This is a genomic window from Agrobacterium sp. DSM 25558 (assembly GCF_900100825.1).
GTDB lineage: Bacteria > Pseudomonadota > Alphaproteobacteria > Rhizobiales > Rhizobiaceae > Agrobacterium.
The window spans coordinates 21,479-37,642 of the sequence record NZ_FMUD01000012.1; the positions used below are offsets into that span (position 1 = coordinate 21,479).

Annotated in this window: 15 protein-coding genes; 9 read left to right on the forward strand and 6 right to left on the reverse strand. The window is 57.4% G+C overall.

Annotated features, from left to right (window positions below):
• Positions 1-35: 35 nt before the first annotated feature.
• Entirely contained in the window at positions 36-1,004 is a 969-nt protein-coding gene (locus DSM25558_RS12160) for an aldo/keto reductase (RefSeq protein WP_244554177.1), read from the reverse strand.
• 98 nt (positions 1,005-1,102) lie between these two features.
• Here DSM25558_RS12160 and DSM25558_RS12165 point away from each other — a divergent pair, with 98 nt between their 5' ends.
• Positions 1,103-1,993 (forward strand): LysR family transcriptional regulator, encoded by an 891-nt coding sequence (locus tag DSM25558_RS12165; protein WP_077105033.1) that lies wholly within the window; start codon positions 1,103-1,105, stop codon positions 1,991-1,993.
• Between the two features lie 98 nt (positions 1,994-2,091).
• Here DSM25558_RS12165 and DSM25558_RS12170 read toward each other — a convergent pair whose 3' ends face one another.
• From DSM25558_RS12170 to DSM25558_RS12180, 3 genes are all read right to left on the reverse strand, one after another.
• Positions 2,092-3,063, reverse strand: coding sequence for an isoaspartyl peptidase/L-asparaginase family protein (locus DSM25558_RS12170; RefSeq protein WP_077105034.1), 972 nt, complete (start codon positions 3,061-3,063; stop codon positions 2,092-2,094).
• A 72-nt stretch (positions 3,064-3,135) separates the two neighbouring features.
• Positions 3,136-4,728: an ABC transporter substrate-binding protein gene (locus DSM25558_RS12175; RefSeq protein WP_077105035.1), complete on the reverse strand. Its 1,593-nt coding sequence runs from the start codon at positions 4,726-4,728 to the stop codon at positions 3,136-3,138.
• Entirely contained in the window at positions 4,725-5,288 is a 564-nt protein-coding gene (locus tag DSM25558_RS12180) for a MarR family winged helix-turn-helix transcriptional regulator (protein WP_083212785.1), read from the reverse strand. Before DSM25558_RS12180 ends, DSM25558_RS12175 begins: the two co-directional genes overlap by 4 nt.
• A 205-nt stretch (positions 5,289-5,493) precedes the next feature.
• Between DSM25558_RS12180 and DSM25558_RS12185 the strand changes: the two genes are divergently transcribed.
• The 7 genes from DSM25558_RS12185 (at position 5,494) to DSM25558_RS12215 (ending at position 12,026) form a co-directional block, all read left to right on the forward strand.
• Positions 5,494-6,195, forward strand: coding sequence for a creatininase family protein (locus DSM25558_RS12185; RefSeq protein WP_077105036.1), 702 nt, complete (start codon positions 5,494-5,496; stop codon positions 6,193-6,195).
• Positions 6,196-6,257: 62 nt separating this feature from the next.
• Positions 6,258-7,229: an ABC transporter permease gene (locus DSM25558_RS12190; protein ID WP_077105037.1), complete on the forward strand. Its 972-nt coding sequence runs from the start codon at positions 6,258-6,260 to the stop codon at positions 7,227-7,229.
• On the forward strand, positions 7,229-8,104 hold the full coding sequence (locus tag DSM25558_RS12195; RefSeq protein WP_077105038.1) for an ABC transporter permease: 876 nt from the start codon (positions 7,229-7,231) through the stop codon (positions 8,102-8,104). Before DSM25558_RS12190 ends, DSM25558_RS12195 begins: the two co-directional genes overlap by 1 nt.
• Positions 8,101-9,828: a dipeptide ABC transporter ATP-binding protein gene (locus tag DSM25558_RS12200; protein ID WP_077105039.1), complete on the forward strand. Its 1,728-nt coding sequence runs from the start codon at positions 8,101-8,103 to the stop codon at positions 9,826-9,828. Before DSM25558_RS12195 ends, DSM25558_RS12200 begins: the two co-directional genes overlap by 4 nt.
• Positions 9,829-9,848: 20 nt before the next feature.
• Positions 9,849-10,733: a polysaccharide deacetylase family protein gene (locus DSM25558_RS12205; protein ID WP_077105040.1), complete on the forward strand. Its 885-nt coding sequence runs from the start codon at positions 9,849-9,851 to the stop codon at positions 10,731-10,733.
• Entirely contained in the window at positions 10,726-11,481 is a 756-nt protein-coding gene (locus DSM25558_RS12210; protein WP_077105041.1) for an SDR family NAD(P)-dependent oxidoreductase, read from the forward strand. Before DSM25558_RS12205 ends, DSM25558_RS12210 begins: the two co-directional genes overlap by 8 nt.
• Positions 11,482-11,591: 110 nt before the next feature.
• The gene (locus DSM25558_RS12215) at positions 11,592-12,026 is read left to right on the forward strand and encodes a pyridoxamine 5'-phosphate oxidase family protein (protein WP_077105042.1); all 435 of its coding nucleotides are present in this window, start codon (positions 11,592-11,594) and stop codon (positions 12,024-12,026) included.
• A 115-nt stretch (positions 12,027-12,141) separates the two neighbouring features.
• On the opposite strand, the gene DSM25558_RS12220 is transcribed toward DSM25558_RS12215, so the two are convergent.
• Both DSM25558_RS12220 and DSM25558_RS12225 read right to left on the reverse strand, forming a co-directional pair.
• Positions 12,142-13,986, reverse strand: coding sequence for an ABC transporter ATP-binding protein (locus DSM25558_RS12220; RefSeq protein ID WP_143240091.1), 1,845 nt, complete (start codon positions 13,984-13,986; stop codon positions 12,142-12,144).
• A 40-nt stretch (positions 13,987-14,026) separates the two neighbouring features.
• Positions 14,027-15,223 (reverse strand): aminotransferase class V-fold PLP-dependent enzyme, encoded by a 1,197-nt coding sequence (locus tag DSM25558_RS12225; RefSeq protein WP_077105043.1) that lies wholly within the window; start codon positions 15,221-15,223, stop codon positions 14,027-14,029.
• A 109-nt stretch (positions 15,224-15,332) separates the two neighbouring features.
• On the opposite strand from DSM25558_RS12225, the gene DSM25558_RS12230 reads away from it, so the two are divergent.
• Entirely contained in the window at positions 15,333-16,154 is an 822-nt protein-coding gene (locus tag DSM25558_RS12230) for an IclR family transcriptional regulator (protein WP_077105044.1), read from the forward strand.
• The last annotated feature ends 10 nt before the right edge of the window (positions 16,155-16,164 follow it).

The window sequence follows — 16,164 nt, forward strand, 5'->3', positions numbered from 1 at the left end:
CTTTTCCAAGCTTGCAAGCTGATCATCACTTATAGTCAGATCAAGAGACGCGATGTTTTGATGCAGCTGTCAACGCGGCTGGCACCGATCAGGACGGAGGAAACGCCTAGTCGGTTCGCCACCCAATTCAATGCGACTTCCGCTGGTGATCGACCGATTTCTGATGCCACGGCTTTCAAGGCATCGACAACGTCGAAATTTCGTTCGGTAAACAACATGCCACCGAACGGATTGTCGCCGTTCAATCGTCCATCGCTACCAGTTTCCAGGACCTCAGAACCGCGATCCGGAAGGGCAGTCGCGCGCTCTGTATCAGCGATTTTGTCCCGGCCGTATTTCCCGGTCAACAGGCCAGCCGCAAGCGGGCTCCACGGCACCATACCAAGGCCAAATTCCTGCCCAGCCGGCAAAAGATCGAGTTCCACGCCGCGGTCGATGAGCGAATACGCGTATTGCAAGCCAATAGGCTTGGGCAATCCATGCGCTTCGGCCAGCGTCGCGACCTTCGCCACGTACCAGGATGGTGTGTTGGAAAAGCCGTAATGTAATATTTTCCCGGCGCGTACCGCATCGGCTAGCGTTTGTAGAACCTCTTCAGCAGGCGTCGTACGATCCCAGACATGCATCCAGTACATGTCGATATAATCTGTCTGCAAACGTTTCAGCGAACCTTCTATCCCAAGCCGGATATTCTTGGCACCATTGCCGCCCCATAATGGGGTACCTTGCCCGCGCGGAAAACCGGATTTGGTGGCAATCACCAGCCGGTCACGAATACCGCTATTGGAAAGAAAACGGCCCAGCATCTTTTCGCTTTCGCCACCGGAATAGATATCGGCCGTATCGATGAAATTGCCGCCCGCATCGACATAAGCGTCGAAAAGTGCCCGCGACGTTTCTTCGTTGGCACCCCATCGGCCGGCACCAAACGTCATCGTACCAAGTGCCAACGGACTGACGATCAATCCGGATTTTCCAAGTGTTCGGTGACTGGTGAGGTCCATCTTCGGTCTCCTTTATGTTTGCTGCCAGATGATGTAGCGGTTCGGAGCCGACAGGATTAGCCGTTGCGAAACGCATGAACTTATGAGCAGAAGCAACAATGGAACGCGGTGAACTCAATGATCTTCTGACGTTTGCAGCGGTCGCACGTGAGCGCAGCTTTACGCGTGCCGCAGCCATTCTAGGAATGTCGCCATCGGCGCTCAGTCATGCGGTACGCGGATTAGAGGAACGGCTTGGTGTTCGACTTCTGGCGCGAACGACCCGAAGCGTTGCCCCGACAGAGGCAGGAGAGCGGTTACTTCAATCGCTCAATCCAGCCTTGGAAGGGATCAGGGACGGACTGGAAGCATTGGCCGAGTGGCGCGATAGCCCCTCCGGAACAGTGCGGATAACGACATTCGCCTACGCTGCGCGAATGGTGCTGCTGCCAAAACTACCGAGCTTCTTGCTGGCTCATCCGGAGGTGCAGGTCGAGATCAACATCGATGATGGACTGACGGATATTGTCGCTTCGGGCTTTGACGCTGGAATTCGGTTCGGTGAATCCGTGGCCAAGGATATGATTGCGGTGAAGCTAGGGCCAGACATGCGCACGGTCGTGGTTGGTACGCCAAGCTATTTCGAACGCTACCCGCCACCATTGACACCCTATGATCTCCAGCGTCACGCCTGCATAGGTTACCGACTAACGACGTCTGGTGGGCTTTTGCCATGGGAGTTCGAAAAGGACGGGAAGGAGATCAAGATTCACACGAATGGCCCACTGGTGGCAAACGACGGAGATATTCCTGCCGCCGCCGTACGTGCAGGAGCAGGCCTTGGATATATCATGGAATGTGATGTCGCAGAGGAAATCGCCTCCGGTACTCTTGTTCAGGTCCTGAAAGAATGGTGCCCAACTTTCCCGGGGTTCTATCTCTACCATCCAAGCCGGCGACAATCCCCACCGGCACTGCGGGCACTTATTGAAACCTTAAAATATGGATGATGCCAGTTTCTTACGACACGTTTCTAACGCGAACACGCAGTGAAAGTTGGTGATAGGTAAGATGCATACATCCTGACGATTGTTGGACCTTCCCATTTTCAGCTTGAGACTCCACCGCGTGCTGCCCCAAGCGAAAACACCTCATCATGAGTGGCGACAAAGAAATTGCCCTCCGGCGTGACCCAGCCACGGAACATGCCATCCGTATTGTAAGGTGCGGCAATCGAACCGTCAGCACCGACGGCGACCAGCCCGGCACCGATGCCGTGGGGCTTTAGATCGTGCTGGATGACCTCGGAGGCTGCCTGTTCCAAGGTTTCGTTCAAATATCCAATACGGCTCGCAACTTCGTGGCCAACCGCGTAGCGGATGAAGAACTCACCCTTGCCGGTTCCGGATACCGCACAAAGGCCATCTCTGGCATAGGTGCCTGCACCCACAATCGGGGTGTCACCAATGCGACCGACCGGCTTGTTGTTGTAACCGCCCGTCGAGGTCGCAGCCGCCAGATGCCCTGCCGCATCGAGTGCAACAGCACCAACGGTGCCATGTTTTTCGGATTCGCTGGCCGCCGCTGCGGTGCCAGCCGCCGCATGGGCTTTCATCGCGGCCAGCGCTTTGACGCGCTTTTCGGTGGTGAAATAGGTCGGTTCTACGATATCGAGACCTTCTGCCTCGGCAAAATCATCGGCGGCGCTTCCGCCCATCAACACGGCATCACCTTTCTCCATAACGCGTCGCGCAGCTTTGACGGGATTGCGGATGCGTCTGACCAACGTCACGGCACCGGCTTCCAGCGTCGCACCGTCCATGATCGAGGCATCGAGTTCATGCTCGCCAGCGGCATTGAGTGCAGCTCCATAACCAGCATTGAAATGCGGGCTGTCTTCCATCACCACGACCGCTGCTTGCACAGCATCAAGCGCCGAACCATTGGCCTGGAGCACGGCCCACCCGGCATTCAAGGCATGGCCAAGATCGACGCGGGCGGCTTCCCACTCCGCGTCAGTCAGACCGAGCTTTGCCATGACGCCGCAACCACCGTGAATTGCCAGTGCGATCTTGCCCATTATCTTTCCTTACCTTCAACGAAATCAGCCGGGCAAAATCTTGCCCGGCCGGGTCTGTAAAGTCTGTGCAGCTTACTTCGCAGGACGAATGTTCATCGCCAGCGTGTCCTCATCCGAACGCGGCACGATGGTGATTGCCTTCTTCATGCCCCAGGCCGAAATGATCGAGGCAATCGACAGGTTGGGGCGGTCAGAGGCCACGATTGCGTTGGCATCTTTGAGATACTGCTCGCGCTTGCCAGCGTCCATTTCGACACCGGCCTGCTCGATCAGCTTATCTAGTGCTGGGTTCGAGTAACCGCGGATGTTGAAGGCACCCAGCTTCTTGGCAGGCTCATTGGTGTGAACCAGCGATGACAGCGTATAGTTGGCTTCACCTGTCAGTGTTCCCCAGCCGGACATGGTCAGCGAATAATCGCCGCGCGTGTTGGCGGGGAAATAGACAGCCCCGGGCTGGGCATTGGCTTCGACCTGAATGCCGATCGCGGTCAACATCTGCGCAATCGTGGTACCGGCATCCTTGTCTCCGGGAAGACGGTCATTGGTGAAGGAGAAGGTCACCTTGAAACCGTCGGGATAACCCGCCTCAGCAAGCAGAGCCTTCGCCTTATCCACGTCAGACTTTGTCGGCTTAACATCCGGATTGTAGCCGAAGATGTTCGGCGTTACGAGCTGCGACTGGACCGTGCCCATGCCTTCCATGGCGATTTCGGTGATGGTTTCCCTGTCGATGGCCAGATCGAAAGCTTCACGCACTTTTGGATCGGTAAAAGGGTTCTTCGGTAGCGGAGAGCCGTCCTTGGCACTGATCTGCGGTGACTTGTCGCGGAAGTCGAAGGCGATGTTGAACAGGTAGACGCTGTCCTGACGAACGATGGTGAGCTTCGAATCCTGCTCCAGCGTCGGCACGTCGGAGGCCGGAATACGGGCGATGAGATCGACCTGACCGGCCTTCAGCTGTGCCACGCGGGCAGCATCGTTCGGCAGTTCCTTGCGGATGATCTTATCCCATGGCTCCTTGCCGCCCCAGTAACCATCGAACCGTTCCAGAACGAGCTGTTCCTTCGGCGTCCACGAGACGAACTTGTAAGGGCCGGTGCCAATGGCAGCTTTGCCGGAATTGAAGCCTTCGGACGCCTTTTCGGCGCTGTCGGAATAATCCTTGGCGGCGATGTGGGAGACGACGAACAGACGGATGAAATCATTCGGTAGGTTCGGAGCCGGGCCGTCTGTCTTGACGCGGATAGTCAACGGATCGACAATTTCGACACCCTTCACGCGGCGAACATAGATCGTGGTCGGGTTCGGGCCAGCAACACGCGGAATGCGCTCGATGGAGAATTTCACGTCCTCGGCGGTGAAGTCAGATCCGTCATGGAATTTGACGCCTGGGCGCAATTTGAATTCCCAGGTGCTGTCGTCAATCGCGGTCCAGCTGGTGGCAAGGCCAGGCTCGAGTTCGAGGTTGTTGCCGGATTTGATCAGCGAGTCGTAGATATGCTTCATCGCTTCGGCGTGGGTGCCGGCGGCGGTGAAGTCCGGGTCGATCGACAGCGGTCCGGCGCGTACGCCGATTGTCAGATCCGCGGCAAGGGCGGCACTTGAAAAGCCGCCGAGCAATGCCGTTGCAAGCACGGCTGTGCGGAATGTTTTCGAGATTATCATTCTTCGTTCTCCTCTGTCGTTGTCATAGGGGGCCAGTTCGGTGAATCCACGACGACCTTGGCGAGCAGCTCCGACAGCATCAGCTGTTCGGCGGGCGTCAGCGATGAGACCATCGCCTTCTCGCGCTCGACCATCGGCTGCATCGCCTGTTCGACGATACGTTTGCCTTCGTCGGTGATGTAGAGGACAAAACTTCTCAAATCCGTCTGGTCGATTTCGCGGCGGATGATGTTCTTGTCGATAAGCTTCTGGATGGCCCGGCTGATCGTATTCTTGGGAAAGCCGGAGGAACTGCAAATGGCGCTGGCGGTCAGCCCGTCGGACAGGCCGAGCGAATAGAGAACGACGAATTCCGGTCGCGGAATGCCGTGTTCCTTTTCGATCAGCCGATAAATCGGCTCGTTGAATTGCAGCGCCAGAAAGTTGAAGCGAAACGACAGCCAACAGGGATTTTGCCAGAGCTTGACGGAGACAAGGTCCTCCACGCCATGGCTTCCGGCAGCGACTTTGCCACCTTCCCGCAGCAGAGCATCCAGTGTTGGTCCCCGTGATTGTCGCAATCCACCCTCGCTTCGCTGAAATTCATTTTAGTCCCGTATGGAACTTGACGCGGGATTAAATGGCTGTCAATTTCTTTTTTTAGTTCCATTTAGAACTTTGTTTGATGAGGCGCAGATAGGCAAAAAGCACAAATATTGTGCTGAAACGCCAAATGGTAGACGTTCTTTGCGCGTTTGCGTCGCAAATGAGAATGAGGATAGCGAGTTGAAGATAGCCGACATGAATTGGATGCGGGTTGAAGAGCGCGTCGCGGAAAACGATTGCTGCATTTTACCCATCGGCAGCGTCGAACAGCACGCTTATCTCAGTCTCGCCACCGACATGATCCTTGCCGAGAAGATCGCGATCGATGCCGCCGAGCCGCTGGGCATTCCGGTTTTCCCGGTCATGCCCTATGGCTTGGCGTCGTCCTTTGCGACCTTTCCGGGAACGCTGACCCTGTCGCTTTCCACCTATATCGGCGTGATCAAAGATCTGCTCGACAGCATGTACCGTTCCGGCTTCCGCCGCATCCTCGTCGTCAACGGCCACGGTGGCAACGTGCCAGCCACGACCGTCATTTCCGAGTGGCTGAACACGCACCCGGATGCATCCGTCAAATTCCATGACTGGTGGCGAGCACCCAAGACGCTGGCCAGGGTGCAGGAGATCGATCCTGCCGCTTCGCATGCCTCATGGATGGAAAACTTTCCATGGACACGCACGACGGACCAACGCCAGCCGGACGCCTCCAAACCGCAGATCGACTACGCTGCTTTGGCGCGCGTCGGCGCTGCCCGCAAACGCGAACTGCTGGGCGATGGCAATTATCATGGACTCTACCAGCGACCGGACGAAGACATGCTTGATATCTGGGATGTGGCCGTGAAGGAAACGCGCGCGCTTCTGGAAACCGACTGGCACTGACCACCACACGCATATCGTAAAAAGACGGGCAAACCCGCACAAGACGGGAGAACTGGGAACGCATGTTTGGTTTTATCCTGCAAAGACTGTGGCAGGCGCTCATCGTGGTCATAGCCATGTCGGCGCTCGTGTTCTGCGGCGTCTATGCCGTCGGCAATCCGATCGACGTGCTGATTTCTCCCGATGCGACGCAGGACATTCGCGCCGCCGTGATTGCGCAATATGGTCTGGACCAGCCGCTGTGGCAGCAATATTTCACCTTCGTCGGCCGCATCCTGCACGGCGATTTTGGGCGGTCTTTCGTCTACAATATGCCCGTCAGCGAATTAATCCTGACACGCCTTCCCGCGACGCTGGAACTGACGCTGGCGGCGGTGCTGTTTGCCAGCCTCGTCGGCATACCCATCGGCATGTATGCCGGATACCGCCCACATAGTCCGATATCGCGCGCCATCATGACGCTATCCATCCTTGGCTTTTCCGTGCCGACCTTCTGGTTCGGGCTGATGCTGATCATGGTCTTTGCGGTTCAATGCGGTTGCATGCCCGCCGGTGGACGCGGGGAAACGGTCAGCCTGTTCGGTGTCGATTTCAGTTTCCTGACCGGGGATGGGCTCGCCCATCTGATATTGCCTGCGCTAAATCTCGCGCTGTTCAAGTTCTCGCTGATGATCCGCCTCGCGCGGGCCGGAACCCGTGAACTGATGCTGAGCGATACCGTGAAATTTGCGCGTGCCGCCGGTCTTTCTGAATTCACGGTGCTGAGCCGTCATGTTCTGCGGCTGATCTCTATCCCGCTTGTGACCGTTTTCGGTCTGGAACTCGGCTCGACGCTGGCATTTGCGGTGGTGACCGAGACGATCTTTTCGTGGCCGGGGCTCGGCAAACTCATCATCGACAGCATCACCTCGCTCGATCGGCCCGTGATGGTCGCTTACCTGATGTTCGTCGCCCTTCTGTTCATCGTCATCAATCTCGTGGTCGATCTCGTTTATGCGCTGCTTGACCCGCGCTTGAGAAAGGGACGTGCCTGATGCGCGACACTCCGTTCTACCGGTTTCTGGAGGAATTTCGCGGCAACAAGGTCGCTCTTGGTGCTGCGGTCATGGTGTTCATCATCGTGCTGGTCGCCCTGATCGCACCGCTGGTCACGCCGCAAGACCCATACGACCTTGCGCATCTGGTGCTGCGCGATGCTCGCCGTCCGCCCGGCTATGTCGGCACCGGCGGTTACACCCACTGGCTCGGCACGGATTCGCAAGGCCGCGATCTGCTGTCTGCCATCATCTACGGCCTGCGCATTTCGCTGCAAATGGGCATTATTGCCGGTGGCGTTGCCTTCGTCATCGGGGCCGTCGTCGGCTGCGCTGCGGCATATATTGGCGGGCGTTTCGAAAGCCTCGTCATGCGCATCGTGGATTTGCAGCTTTCGTTTCCGGCCATTCTACTCGCTTTTGTTATCGCTGCCGTGCTGGGACAAGGTCGTTACCAGCTGATCCTCGCGCTGATCTTTGCGCAATACGCCTATTTCGCCCGCACCGCCCATGGGGCCGCAGCGGCTGAACGGCAGAAGGATTATGTCGAGGCCGCGCTGTCCATCCCATTGTCGCCTTGGCGCGTGGTGCTGAAACACATCCTGCCAAATTCTCTGCCGCCGCTCATTGTGGTCGCGACCGTTCAGGTGGCCAGCGCCATTTCACTAGAAGCGACATTATCCTTCCTCGGTGTAGGCTTGCCACCAACCGAACCATCGCTGGGCATGCTGATCGCCAACGGCTTCCAGTACCTGCTGTCGGGTCGCTACTGGATTTCGATCTATCCCGGCGTGGCGCTGATCCTCTTTATCGTCTCGCTCAACATCGTCGGTGACCAGATCCGCGACCAGCTCAACCCGAGGCTTCGCAGATGACCCCAACAACATCTGCAACATCTGCGACACCGCTTCTTGACGTCACCAATCTGAAGACCTGGTTCCCAAATGGACGAGGCGAAGTGAAGGCCGTCGATGGTATCTCCTTTTCCGTCGCGCCCGGCGAAGTTCTGGGTCTCGTCGGTGAATCCGGTTCCGGCAAATCGATCACCGGTTTCTCCATCATCGGCCTTATCGATGAACCCGGCCGTATCGTTGAGGGCTCCATCAAACTGGAAGGCCGGGAGCTGGTCGGCCTGCCTGCCCACGAATTGCGCGCTATTCGCGGTAAAGTCATATCCATGGTCTTTCAGGACCCGATGATGACGCTGAACCCGGTGCTGAGTATCGGGACGCAGATCAAGCTGGCGCTGGAAGCCCACGAAAACATCAGCAGTTCGGACGCACGTGAACGGGCGATCAAGGCTCTGGCTCAGGTTAGGATCAGCGATCCCGAACGGAAGGTCGATTTCTTCCCGCATCAGTTTTCCGGCGGCATGCGCCAGCGCGTGGCAATCGCCATTGCGCTTCTACACCGGCCCAAATTGATTATCTGCGATGAGCCGACGACCGCGCTCGACGTCTCGATCCAGGCAGAAATTCTGGCTGAGATGAAGGAACTGGTCGCTGACCTCGGCACCGCACTGATCTGGATCAGCCACGACCTCGCGGTCGTCTCCTCCATTGCCGACCGCGTGGCCGTGATGAGGTCCGGCAAGATCGTTGAAATTGGCCCGGCGCTGGGTGTGTTGACGAAGCCGCAGCACGAGTACACCAAGGCCCTGCTTGAAGCGCTGCCATCGCGCGCCAAACCGGGAGAGTTGCTGTTGCGCGGCAGTGGTATTGCAGATGCGGCACCGCCGCCGCGAAAAACAGCGACCGCCAATCTGCCTCCGCTTGGCAGCCCATATCTTGTTATCGATAACGCGGTAAAACGCTTCGAAAAGCCGGTCGGGTTTCTGCATGGGTTGGCCATCCGGTCAGGCGTGTCGCAGCCCGTAGCTGTCGTCAAAGCAGTTGATGGTGTCTCGATCACTGTCAATCGCGGCGAAGTGCTGGGTCTGGTCGGCGAATCCGGTTCTGGCAAATCGACGCTTGGGCGCATGGCAGCCGGTATCACCGTGCCGACATCGGGCGCGATCCGTCTCAACGGTCAGCCTGTCATGAGTGCCGGACGTAGCCCGTCCAAGATCACGACGCGGATTCAGACCATTTTTCAGGACCCGTTCGCATCTCTCAATGGCCGCATGCGCATTGGCGATATCGTCGCCGAAGGACCGCTCGCGCACCGTTTGGTCAGCCGCGCGGAGGCACCCGATTACGTCAGAAAATGGCTGGCTGCGGTGGGATTGGACCCGACATTTGCCAACCGTTTTCCGCACCAGTTCTCCGGTGGCCAGCGGCAGCGCATCGCCATTGCCCGTGCGCTCGCCATGCAGCCTGATGTGATTGTGTGCGATGAACCCGTCGCATCGCTGGATGTCTCGATACAGGCGCAGATCATCAACCTCTTGATCCGGTTACGGACAGAGCTTGATCTGTCGCTGCTGTTCATCAGCCATGATCTGTCCGTGGTTCGCCACCTCTGCGACCGTGTGGCCATCATGTATCAAGGCCGGATCGTTGAAGAGGGCGAAACGAGCGCAATCTACGCAAATCCGCAGCATGACTACACGAAGCGATTGCTCGCTGCCGTTCCGGTTTTGCCGCAAGCTGCCGAATAAAATACGAGGGAGAACGTTATATGGAACCGTGGGAATGGGATGAGGCCACATGGCGTGGCAGGGTCGAGAAGGTGCGGGCTGGCCGTTCTTTGAAGCCTAAGGTCTGGAAGAATGGTGCACGCTGTGCGGTTGCCCTCTCTTTCGATAGCGACCACGAGACCAATGAATTGCGTGACGGCGGTGAATCTATCGGTCGACTGTCGCAGGGGCAATATGGCAATCGCAAGGGCGTGCCGCGCATTTTAGAAACTTTGAAGCAAGCCGACGTGCCCGCCACATTTTTCGTGCCAGCCGTTGCCGCCCTTCTCTATCCCGATGAGCAGAAACGAGTGATCGCCGAAGGCCATGAGATCGGCCTACATGGCTGGATCCACGAGGTGAATACGAAAGTGCCGCCGGAAAAGGAGCGCGAACTGCATCTGCGCGCCGCCGATACGATCGAGAAGATCACCGGCGTGCGCGCCGTGGGCATGCGCACCCCTTCCTGGGATTTTTCCGCCGTCACGCTGGAGATCGAGCGCGAACTCGGGCTGCTCTATGATAGCTCGCTGATGGCCGACGATGATCCCTATGAGCTGGTCGAAGACGGTGAGCCGACCGGCATGGTCGAGCTGCCGGTGGAATGGATCAGAGACGATGCGGTCTATTTCAACATGAACCGCTTCACCGCCCATCGACCCTACACCCCGCCACCTGCCGTGCTCGACATTTTCAAGCGCGAATTTGATCGTGCCTATCAGGAGGGCGGCCTGTTTCTTTTGACCATGCATCCGCATGTGTCCGGTTACCGCTCGCGCATCTTCATCCTCGAAGAACTGATCCGGCATATCCAGAGCCATGACGACGTGTGGTTCGGCACACACGCAGACATCGCCCGCTACGCCAAGGAGAATGCTGATGTCTGACGTAACCCGCAAAGTGGCTCTCGTTACCGGCGGCGGTCGAGGCATTGGTCGCGCCTGTGCGCTGGATCTCGCAAAGCACGGGTTCGATACCGTTCTTGTCGATCTGATCGAGGACGATCTGGCGCGCACCGCCGCAGAAATCCGCGACCTGTCGCGCGAAGCACTTACCTTCGTTGCCGATGTGCGTGAACACAAGCGTGCCGCTAAGATCGTGGCGGATGTCGATGCAGCATGGGGGCGGATCGACGTTCTCTTCAACAATGCCGGTCGACCGATGCCGAAAGGGATCGAGGATATCTCCGAGGAAGAGTTCGACGCCACCATCGACATCAACCTCAAGGGCGCTTTCAACTATATCCAGCCGACAGTTCCCGTCATGCGCCGCAACGGCGGCGGGCGCATCATCAATATGTCCTCGATGAACGCACACACAGGCGGCGTCACCAGTGCGGTCAGCAAATTTTCCTACACCGCGGCCAAGGCAGGCATTCTGGGAATGACGAAGGCGCTGGCAAAAGAACTCGCGCCTGAGATCGTCGTCAACGCCGTCTGCCCCGGCGTCATCAAGACCGAGCGCTCGAACGCCATGATCGACGCACGCGAAGCGCAGCTCGCAGCTGGCATTGCGATGAAACGGGTCGGCACGCCAAAAGATGTTGCGAGCGTAGTCACGTTCCTCGCAACGTCCGAGCCTAATTTTCTGACGGGTCAGGATATTCAGATCGATGGAATGCAGTGGGTGCGGTGATTGTGCTGCAAGGCCAGTGCCGCTTTCCCCAATCTCAACTTCACAACGGAACGAATGCCTGAACGGACAGTTTTGTATAGACCCTCTCGCACAGGCCTCTGGAGCAAAACATGTCCGAACTTACCCTGCACGATCTGTCAAAGAAAATGGCGAAGCTGGACTTCGCAATGCTGAACACGCGCTCCCCCTCAGGCAACCTCACCTCTCGCCCTATGAGCAACAATGGCGACGTCGAGTACGACGGGGACAGCTACTTCTTCGCTTACGAGACCTCCCGTAAGATTGCCGACATTCGTGCCGACAGTGAAGTCAGCCTTACTTATACCGGTGCAATCGGTATGCTTGGTGGATCACCGCTTTTTGTCGCCGTCGAGGGGGTGGCATCGCTCATCACCGACAAGCCAACCTTCGCAGATCATTGGACCAAGGATCTCGATCACTACTTTCCGGACGGAATTGACACCCCCGGTGTCGTGATGATCCGTGTCCAGGCGAAGTCAATCCGTTATTGGGACGGGAAGGACGAAGGGCAAATTTCTCTGTAATTCGTCACCAGCATGTGACTGTAGGTCGATAGCCTCTGTACCTTGGCCTACAGTCTCACTGCCTCAAAGAAAACGCGTCACTGGTCTAGCCATCATGTTTTTCTAAATTTTTTGATCACGACTCGGAAACGAGATGGCCGGGCGAGACTTCCCTGAACAATGGTACCGAGACTTCGTAATCGACTGGCCGTATCGGACTAGTCAGCTCTTCCGCTGCGGCCCCACTTTTGGTCCTGCGTCGATTAGGATCTGGTACTGGCACCGCAGACATAAGGCGTTTCGTATAGGCATGTTGAGGGTTGCCGAAGACGGCGGCACGTGGCCCGATTTCGACAATTGCCCCGAGATACATGACTGCGACCCGATGGCTGACACGCTCCACGACGGCCATATCGTGGGAAATGAAAAGAAAAGCGAGATCGAGACTTTGCTGTAAATCCAGCATGAGGTTGATCACCTGGGCCTTGATCGAGACATCGAGCGCCGACACGCTTTCATCCGCTACGATCACCTTCGGCTTGAGCGCCAGTGCACGGGCAATGCAAACACGCTGGCGCTGACCGCCGGAGAATTCATGCGGGTAGCGTTTTGCCATGTCAGGTGTTAGCCCGACTTTCACCAGCATATCGGCAACCACGTCTTTTGCTTGTTTCTTGTCGCCCATCTTGTGTTCGAGGAAGGGTTCGGCGATGGCAGCACCCACCGTCATACGCGGATTGAGCGATGCGAACGGATCCTGAAAGATCATCTGCACGGTTTTGCGCATCTCACGCATTTCCCGTTTATCCAGCGTCAAAACCTCACGACCATCGACTAGCACCGAGCCGCTTCCCGGCTCTATCAACCGCATGATGGCACGTCCGGTCGTGGACTTACCGCAACCGGATTCGCCAACCAGCGACAGCGTTTCGCCTGCATGCAGGTCAAAAGAAACATTTTCCACTGCGTGAACACGCCCGCTTACCGCACCGAACAGACCGGAATGAATATCAAAGTGCTTGGTGAGATTCTTGACATCCAACACCGGCTGGCCTTTGGCGACCGTATCACTGACCTCCACAGGGACATCGGATTCGCCTGTGGCGACGTTGACGACGGGAAAACGGCGCGGTCGTTGATAATCCTGCATCGAGCCAAGCACCGGCACGGCTGAGAGCAATGCGCGTGTGTAAGGATGCTGGCCGCGATGGAAGATGTCAGCGGTCGCACCTGTTTCCACCTGCTCACCTTGATACATGACGACAGTCCGGTCCGCGATTTCAGCGACGACACCCATGTCGTGGGTGATGAAGAGAACCGAAGTCCCCTCCTCTTCCTGCAAGGTCTTGATGAGATCGAGGATTTGGCCCTGGATAGTAACGTCAAGCGCCGTCGTCGGCTCGTCGGCGATCAGCAACTTCGGCTTTGTGGCAAGCGCCATGGCGATCATCACGCGTTGGCGCATACCGCCGGAAAAACGGTGCGGATATTCATCGAAGCGGGAAGCGGCTGAGGGAATGCGGACCTTCTCAAGAATGCGGATGGTTTCCACCCTTGCTTCCCGCTTGCTCATCGGCGCGTGGCACAGCAACGCCTCGGAAATCTGGTCGCCAATGGTGAAGAGCGGGTTGAGGCTCGTCATCGGCTCTTGGAAGATCATCGCGACGTCATTGCCGCGCACCTTGCGCATCTCGTGTTCCGGCAATGCTAGCAGATTGCGACCACCCAGCATGACTTTGCCCTCGATGCGGCTGGTATCCGGCTGCAACAACCGCATGATCGACAGCGATGTGACCGACTTGCCTGAGCCGCTTTCGCCCACGATCGCGACCGTTTCACCGGGCGCAACCGTGAAGGAAATATCGCGAACGACCGGCTTCCAAACACCATCGACTATGAAGGACGTGCGCAGCTTTTCAACCGACAGAACCGGGTCGGAGGATAGCGGCACACTGGGCATGGTCTGGGCAAGATTGGTCATGGTCGTTCCCTTTTTTTCGGTCTTCCGCTGTATCAGATGCTCAATCGGGCCAGCGCAACGCGCCATCGAAACGATGACGCGATAAATCCTCGAATGGTGTCGCGATGATTTCATTAGAGGCACGAGCCTTGTCGAGTTCCTTCGCCAGTCGCGACGCCACGATGGTTTCCTGTCCGGGATGCAGATTGCAGGGGTCGAGATAGAAGTAGTGATGCTCGACCTCATGATCCCGCACGATGATCGGCTGCGGGCCTTGGCGCAGGGCCGCCGCAAGGTCCCAGGCGGTGATATGCGCTTCTTCCGGTGAGATGATAACGCGCATACGATCAAGCGGGTTGTTCGTTGGGTCGGGCTCGATCAGTGCGGTGACGCCGGGGCGGTTGGCAAGTGTCTTCGCCCACAGGTTCAGATAACCAGTTTCGCGCTCGCGGATGCCAACATGATCCCGCTTTTCCCACGCTTCCAAAGCCGCCATGACACCATAGATGCTTTCCTTGCCGACTTTCATGCCGCGGCCAACACCCATGTTTTGCAGGAAGGCATTGCGCACAAGGTCTTTCTTGCCGGCGACGACACCCGAGGTCGGGCCGCCAAGAAACTTGTGGCCGGAGTACAGGACAATATCGGCACCCTGTTCAAGAAACAGCTTCAGGTCATATTCCGATGCTGCATCGACAATGACCGGAACGCCCTTTGCATGAGCGATCTCAACAAATTCCTTGAGATTGAGGAGACCGTAATCCACGACATGATGAGAAACGACATAGACCGCGGCGGCTGTCCTATCGGTAATCGCATTTTCCATGTGATAGCGATGTGTCGAGGTTGCCTGCCCGATCGTCACCACCTTACCACCTGCGAGCCGAATGGACTGGTCCACCGGCGCGCCATAGCTCACTACGTGTCCCATTTGCACAAGAACCTCGTTCTTGGGCGTGAATGTTTCGGGCAGCCGTTCAATGGCGAGAAGGTCTGGACCGGTAATCGTTCCTGCGACTGCAAGGGTGATGCCCGACGAACAAGAGGCGGTGACGAACCCGGCTTCACCACCCGTCAAACGCGCAATGATCGTGCTCGCCTTGCGCTGCAAATCGTTGATTTCCACGAATTGCGGCAGGATCGCCGCTATTGCGGCAACCGCTTCCGGCAGCACGATGGAAGCCCCGAGGCTTGTCATCGTGCCGGATACGTTGATCACAGGGCGTAGGCCAAGCTTCGTGCGGATATCATCGGACATTGTCATTCTCCAGTCTGTAAGCAGGTGATCCCGCCTTTGATTTCGGTTGCCCTGCACGCACCTATGCCATAGTAATGCAATAGGTTCTTTAAGGCGCAGGAGCGTGATTTTGGATTTGAAGACATCATCGGAAGCTCTTTCCGAAGAGACCGCTGAAGCCGAAGGCAAAGTCCGCCGTTCGCGCGTCAGCGGCATCGACCGCGCCTTGCAGGTGATCGATTATCTCTACGAAACCGGTGCGCCCGCCGGAGCTTACGCCATTGCCAAGGCCGTAAAGGCTCCGCTTTCCACGGTCTATGTCATCATTGATGATCTCGTGGAAAAGAACATGCTGGCCCGCAATGCGGACGGCATGATTTGGCTTGGCGCACGGCTTTATCATTACGGTCTCGCTTACGCCCGCTCGCTGGACTTCATGAGTGTTGCCACCCACGAAATGCACGATCTTTGCCGCGAGGCGGGCGAGACCGTTCAGGTCTGTGGCCGTGATGCCGAACATATGCTGGTGCTGGCCATGGCGGATGGCCCCAGCCATTTTCAGGTGGCATCCCGTGTCGGCACCCGTGTTCCGCTCAACTGGACGGCGTCCGGTCGTCTTCTTGTCGGCCATATGCCGGAGGCCGAGCGTATTGAGTTGTTCAAACGTGGCGCGCGCATATCGCCGACCGGTCGTGCGACCATTGATGCGGCCACGCTGTCGGATGCGGCGCGCAAGGCTTTCGAAGAGCGGTTGTCGATCCAAGCGGGTGAGTCCGATTACTCCGTGGCCTGCATCGCCTCGCCAATTGTCGACAGCAGAGGCGACTGCGTGGCGACGATTTCCATCGTGCTTCCCGAACAGAAAGTCCTTGCCGACAAGTCCGGCTATGCCGACCGCGTTAAGGCGTCGGCAGCGCGGATCGAAAAGCTGATGGGCTGGCGCAACCACTGACCGTCTCCCT

What these genes read in the sequence shown, in the direction of transcription:
- DSM25558_RS12160 (WP_244554177.1), bottom strand. Translation starts at nt 1,004, where the DNA reads ATGGACCTCACCAGTCACCGAACACTTGGAAAATCCGGATTGATCGTC.
- DSM25558_RS12165 (WP_077105033.1), top strand. Translation starts at nt 1,103, where the DNA reads ATGGAACGCGGTGAACTCAATGATCTTCTGACGTTTGCAGCGGTCGCA.
- DSM25558_RS12170 (WP_077105034.1), bottom strand. Translation starts at nt 3,063, where the DNA reads ATGGGCAAGATCGCACTGGCAATTCACGGTGGTTGCGGCGTCATGGCA.
- DSM25558_RS12175 (WP_077105035.1), bottom strand. Translation starts at nt 4,728, where the DNA reads ATGATAATCTCGAAAACATTCCGCACAGCCGTGCTTGCAACGGCATTG.
- DSM25558_RS12190 (WP_077105037.1), top strand. Translation starts at nt 6,258, where the DNA reads ATGTTTGGTTTTATCCTGCAAAGACTGTGGCAGGCGCTCATCGTGGTC.
- DSM25558_RS12195 (WP_077105038.1), top strand. Translation starts at nt 7,229, where the DNA reads ATGCGCGACACTCCGTTCTACCGGTTTCTGGAGGAATTTCGCGGCAAC.
- DSM25558_RS12200 (WP_077105039.1), top strand. Translation starts at nt 8,101, where the DNA reads ATGACCCCAACAACATCTGCAACATCTGCGACACCGCTTCTTGACGTC.
- DSM25558_RS12205 (WP_077105040.1), top strand. Translation starts at nt 9,849, where the DNA reads ATGGAACCGTGGGAATGGGATGAGGCCACATGGCGTGGCAGGGTCGAG.
- DSM25558_RS12210 (WP_077105041.1), top strand. Translation starts at nt 10,726, where the DNA reads ATGTCTGACGTAACCCGCAAAGTGGCTCTCGTTACCGGCGGCGGTCGA.
- DSM25558_RS12215 (WP_077105042.1), top strand. Translation starts at nt 11,592, where the DNA reads ATGTCCGAACTTACCCTGCACGATCTGTCAAAGAAAATGGCGAAGCTG.
- DSM25558_RS12220 (WP_143240091.1), bottom strand. Translation starts at nt 13,986, where the DNA reads ATGACCAATCTTGCCCAGACCATGCCCAGTGTGCCGCTATCCTCCGAC.
- DSM25558_RS12225 (WP_077105043.1), bottom strand. Translation starts at nt 15,223, where the DNA reads ATGTCCGATGATATCCGCACGAAGCTTGGCCTACGCCCTGTGATCAAC.